Consider the following 4,488-nt stretch of genomic DNA (forward strand, 5'->3'; position numbering starts at 1 on the left):
CTATAGGGTACATTTTAAAAGAAGTGAGGGCTTTAAAATTTTGTAGTAGATCTATTGTTCGAGAGCTGTTCTAGATAGAATACTCCTTTCTCAATAGCAGTCTCTACATAACCGACGATTTGATCAAATGTGAACACTTGTAAGTTTGTATGCAAATCTTGCTTGGGGTACAGCAAATCATCAAAAATAAGCTTTTTAAAAGCTAGCACATTTTCTTCTGTTACTTCCTCAAACTTTGGTATGTTTGCATGTTGATTAAGGATAGAAAGGAATTGCTGCTCTTTATCGTAATGATGTAATAGTTTTGCATTCAACAGTTTAAAGTCGTTATGATACAGGGGTAAAATTGTTTTGTCATGCTCGATTCTATTTTGGAGCCAAGGAAGAAAAAAGCCGTGTAGCCAATTATCATCAGCAATAAGATGCGTATAATATCCTAAAATAAAAGGGGAATCCATGAATGATTCATATTTATGAAAAAATGAATCATAATCGATTCTTCTTGTATAGTTCTTTGTTGTACCAGCATAGAAATGGGAAGCTTCTTTTTCTTTTTTTGAATGAACTGCATCGGGAGCTACGCCGCCGAGCAAGAAAGAAGTTTTATCTTGAATGGATAATCTCTCTGCAATACCATTTGCAATAATTAAATGCATAATGCGTGATCCCATGAATGACACCTCTATTTCATGTATTCATTTTAGGGAGTAGACTGGACGTTTAGTATAACTTTCCCCACACTCTGTCTACTTTCGACCCATTCATGTGCTTTCCCTGCATCTTGAAGTGTAAAACGTTTACCAATTTCAATTTGCAGGCTTCCATCACGTAAATAATGAAAAACTTGATCAGCGGTATGACAGAGTAATTGAGGACGTTTCTTTCGAGTTGTTCCAAAGCTAAAGCCAAGAATAGAACGACAGCTTGCATGTAAATCTTTTGTACGGAATGTGCCAATTTCACCGCTCGTATTACCAAAATGGACAAGGCGACCGTAGTAAGCTAAACACTCCAAGCTTTTTTCTGATACTGTACCAGAAATCGAATCCAAAATAACATCGGCACCTTTACTACCAGTAAGTTCATTTACCTTTTCACTAAAATCTTCATCTTGATAACAAATAACATGATCAGCCCCAGCTTCTAAAGCGATTTTCTTTTTTGCTTCACTTCCGACTGTTCCAATGATTTTTTCAGCGCCTAATAGTTTAGCTAATTGAATAGCCGTTGTTCCAATTCCGCCGGCAGCTGCATGAATGAGGACTGATTCACCTTGTTGTAATCTTGCGACATTTGCAAGCAGGTTATAACTCGTAAAAGATACGATAGGACAAGCGGCTGCAGTTGTAAAGTCAATTTCATCAGGTAATACAAAGGTAAGGTTTTCATTTGCGACAACATATTCAGCATACGAACCAGTAAGAGGAAAGGCGATTACACGCTGTCCTACACGAATATTTTTCACATCTGAACCTACTTGTTCTACAATTCCTGCCGCATCTATACCTGGAATAAATGGGAGTTTTCCATTCCCCTTTTTGCCATAGCGCGATTTAATATCGGCAAAATTGACGCTTGTCGCGATAACGCGAATTAATACTTGCTTTTCATTAAAAGTCGGCATATCTATTTCTGTATACTTCATTGTTTCAGGTCCACCAAATGCAGTTACAATAATAGCCTTCATAATATATCCCCCTAAAATAGATTCTATATATGATTTTAAAGACCTATCATAAAATAGAAAATTATATAATTGTTATAAAAGGCTATAAGTAGACGTTATAAAACGATTTATTCGTGTATATAAAAATTTATGTTAAAAAAATCGAACGAAATGTTTTTTACTTGCCAATATATAGTATAAGACAAAGGAGGGATGATAAATGGACGGGGAAACAGACTATCAGCGTCTTATTCAATTAACTCTATCAGGAAATCAAGAAGCATATAGTGAACTATATGATAAAACAATTCAAGATGTTTATAAGACAGCCCATTTTTTGATAGAGGAAAAGACAGATGTAGATGATGTGGTTCAAGAGATATACATACAGTTATATCAATCACTTAGTAGATATGATACAGAAAAATCCTTTCGGCCATGGTTAATAGGGCTTGCGATAAGGCAAATCCACTCATATAGGAGAAAAAGGTGGATGCGCTTACGTATTGTCAAGAAAGCTGAGGAACAGAGACAGCCAATTGAATTTGATTTTTCTAGTAATGTTGTGAACAAGATTTCGAATCAAAAGCTTATTGCACTCATTCATAAATTACCTTACAAATTGAAACAAGTTATTATACTACGGTATTTACATGAATATTCGCAGGAAGAAGTAGCAAATATTTTACATATTCCAGTTGGGACGGTTAAATCACGAATTCATGCGGCATTAAAGAAATTACGTCAAAAGGAGCAAGTGGAAGAAATCTTTTTAGGAGAGGTAGGGGATATGAAATGAGTTTAGATTATCAAGTAAAAGAATCGCTTCAAGAAGAAGCAAAAGGGATTGTACCACCACCTGAGTTGAAAGAAAAAGTAATGATTCAAATAAAAATGAAGCGCGGAGGGAAAACAATGAAAAAGCGTCTTATTACAGGAGTACTTGCAGCGGCATTATTAATTCCAACGACTGGATTTGCTTATCAATCCATTATGGCAGATGGAATATACGGATCATTTGAAAATTTAAAAAAGCATGCAGGAAATGCAACATTAAAAGGATATATGAGCTTAGATGCTAAATTGTCGCAAGCAAAAGGTGAAATAGGGGAAAAGGAGTATGAAGAGTTTACAAAGCATTTAAAAAAATTAACAAATGCTAAACTTGAATATGGTGATTCAAACGGCAATATTGATTATGACCAATTATCGCCAGCGAAAAAAGAGGAAATGAAAAAGGTATCAATGGAACTTCAGCCGTATTTTGATAAATTGAATGGACACAAATCTAGTAAAGAAGTATTAACTTCTGAGGAATACAAACAGTATATAGATGCCACAATGACTTATGAGAAAGTATTAGTAAAAACGAAATCAAGTGGAGGTATAACCGTAGAAGAAGTTCCTGATGCATACAAAGAGGAGTTTGTAAAAGCGGAACAGTTTATGGAGTATGTAAATGAAAAGGTGCAGTAAGTTACTAAAAAGAAGAGCCTTTATATAGATAGGCTCTTCTTTTTAGTATATAAAAGTTATTATTTAAATTTCCTTACCGCATGTATGGCCACCCTTACAAGGAGAATGGCACTTATAAATAAACCAACATGGTCAACCACTCTTGAACATTGATTGTTTGGCTCTTATATATTGTTGCTAAATGTAATACGTAGATCGAAATACTACCAAATTTGTGTGTTTATGATTGGAAAAGTATATCCTCTTATGATTCCTACTCATTTAGTTAGTAGTTGTTTCCGTTTTTTCTTGTTTTGTAAGATAATCAATAATCCCCATCGCACTGATCTCCATATCGAGTTTGATAACATCGTAAATAGAATGGGTTAATGGTACACCCTGTTTTGTAAGATGTGAGGATACATTTTCAAGCAATAAAGTATACAGTTCATGACTTGCTGTTTCAAAATCTTGATTTTTTTCAAATACTTGTTTCCCTAGGTCAACAAAGATAGGTAGCCAGTATTCAAGTTGTTTATATACTTCAGAAACATGAGAAGATGCACCATAATGCCCAAAATAGATGGAGTCAACATTCATATTTCGAATACGGTCTTTTGCTGCAATCATCGCATCAGGTTGAAACTGTGATGGAGACGTGGTTGGTAAATATAATTCAACGTTCAGATCAATCAATTCTCGATAATAAATACCAATTGTATCGCCTGTGAAAATACCGTTTGTTAAAGAATCATGGATGCTAATATGGTGTTTTGCATGCCCTGGTGTATCATAAAATGTTAGTATCCGGTTTTCAGAGATTTGTAGTGTTTCTCCATCTTGTACGACATGGACGCGGTTCTCTGGAATGGGCAGGATTGGATTAAAGAGTTCATCAAAAGTATCACCATATACTGCTTTTGCACCTTGAATAAGTTTTGTAGGATCAATCATATGACGAGTCCCGCGCGGATGGACAAATAAAGTAGCATTTGGACATTTTTCCATCATTAAGCCAGCTGCACCAGCATGGTCAAGGTGAACATGTGTCACAATAATATTTTTAATATCTGTTAAATTAATACGTAATTGTTGTAAACCATTTAATAGATAGGGAAGAGAAGGGGCAGCACACGTTTCAATTAAAGTAATGTTATCGCCTAATAAAACGTATGTACCTGTACGTTCGTCATGTTGTAAATCGTGATCGTCGATAAGGTATAACTGAGAAGATAATTGCTCTACTTTTTTCACACTTATCACTCCTTGTAGTCTAGTATTCTTTTATTATAAAAGAAAAAGGCAGAAAACGAAAAATCGTTTTCTGCCTTTATGTAATGTTGTTATTTATTTTGGTATTTATTAAT

At 34.8% G+C, this 4,488-nt stretch carries 5 protein-coding genes; 2 read left to right on the top strand and 3 right to left on the bottom strand.

Annotated features, from left to right (window positions below; genetic code table 11):
- Positions 1-32: 32 nt before the first annotated feature.
- On the bottom strand, positions 33-671 hold the full coding sequence (locus V7183_RS17620) for a zinc dependent phospholipase C family protein (RefSeq protein ID WP_335360313.1): 639 nt from the start codon (positions 669-671) through the stop codon (positions 33-35).
- Positions 672-700: 29 nt separating this feature from the next.
- A complete protein-coding gene (locus V7183_RS17625; protein ID WP_335360314.1) occupies positions 701-1,687 on the bottom strand; it encodes a quinone oxidoreductase family protein in 987 nt (328 codons plus the stop codon).
- Positions 1,688-1,886: 199 nt separating this feature from the next.
- Here V7183_RS17625 and V7183_RS17630 point away from each other — a divergent pair, with 199 nt between their 5' ends.
- Both V7183_RS17630 and V7183_RS17635 read left to right on the top strand, forming a co-directional pair.
- Positions 1,887-2,465 (top strand): sigma-70 family RNA polymerase sigma factor, encoded by a 579-nt coding sequence (locus V7183_RS17630; protein WP_335360315.1) that lies wholly within the window; start codon positions 1,887-1,889, stop codon positions 2,463-2,465.
- Positions 2,462-3,142, top strand: a complete 681-nt coding sequence (locus tag V7183_RS17635; RefSeq protein ID WP_097899644.1) for a DUF3600 domain-containing protein — start codon at positions 2,462-2,464, stop codon at positions 3,140-3,142. Before V7183_RS17630 ends, V7183_RS17635 begins: the two co-directional genes overlap by 4 nt.
- Before the next feature lie 261 nt (positions 3,143-3,403).
- Here V7183_RS17635 and V7183_RS17640 read toward each other — a convergent pair whose 3' ends face one another.
- Positions 3,404-4,375 (bottom strand): MBL fold metallo-hydrolase, encoded by a 972-nt coding sequence (locus V7183_RS17640; protein ID WP_335360316.1) that lies wholly within the window; start codon positions 4,373-4,375, stop codon positions 3,404-3,406.
- Positions 4,376-4,488: the final 113 nt, after the last annotated feature.

The organism is Bacillus sp. JJ1127 (genome assembly GCF_036965845.1).
Lineage (GTDB): Bacteria > Bacillota > Bacilli > Bacillales > Bacillaceae_G > Bacillus_A.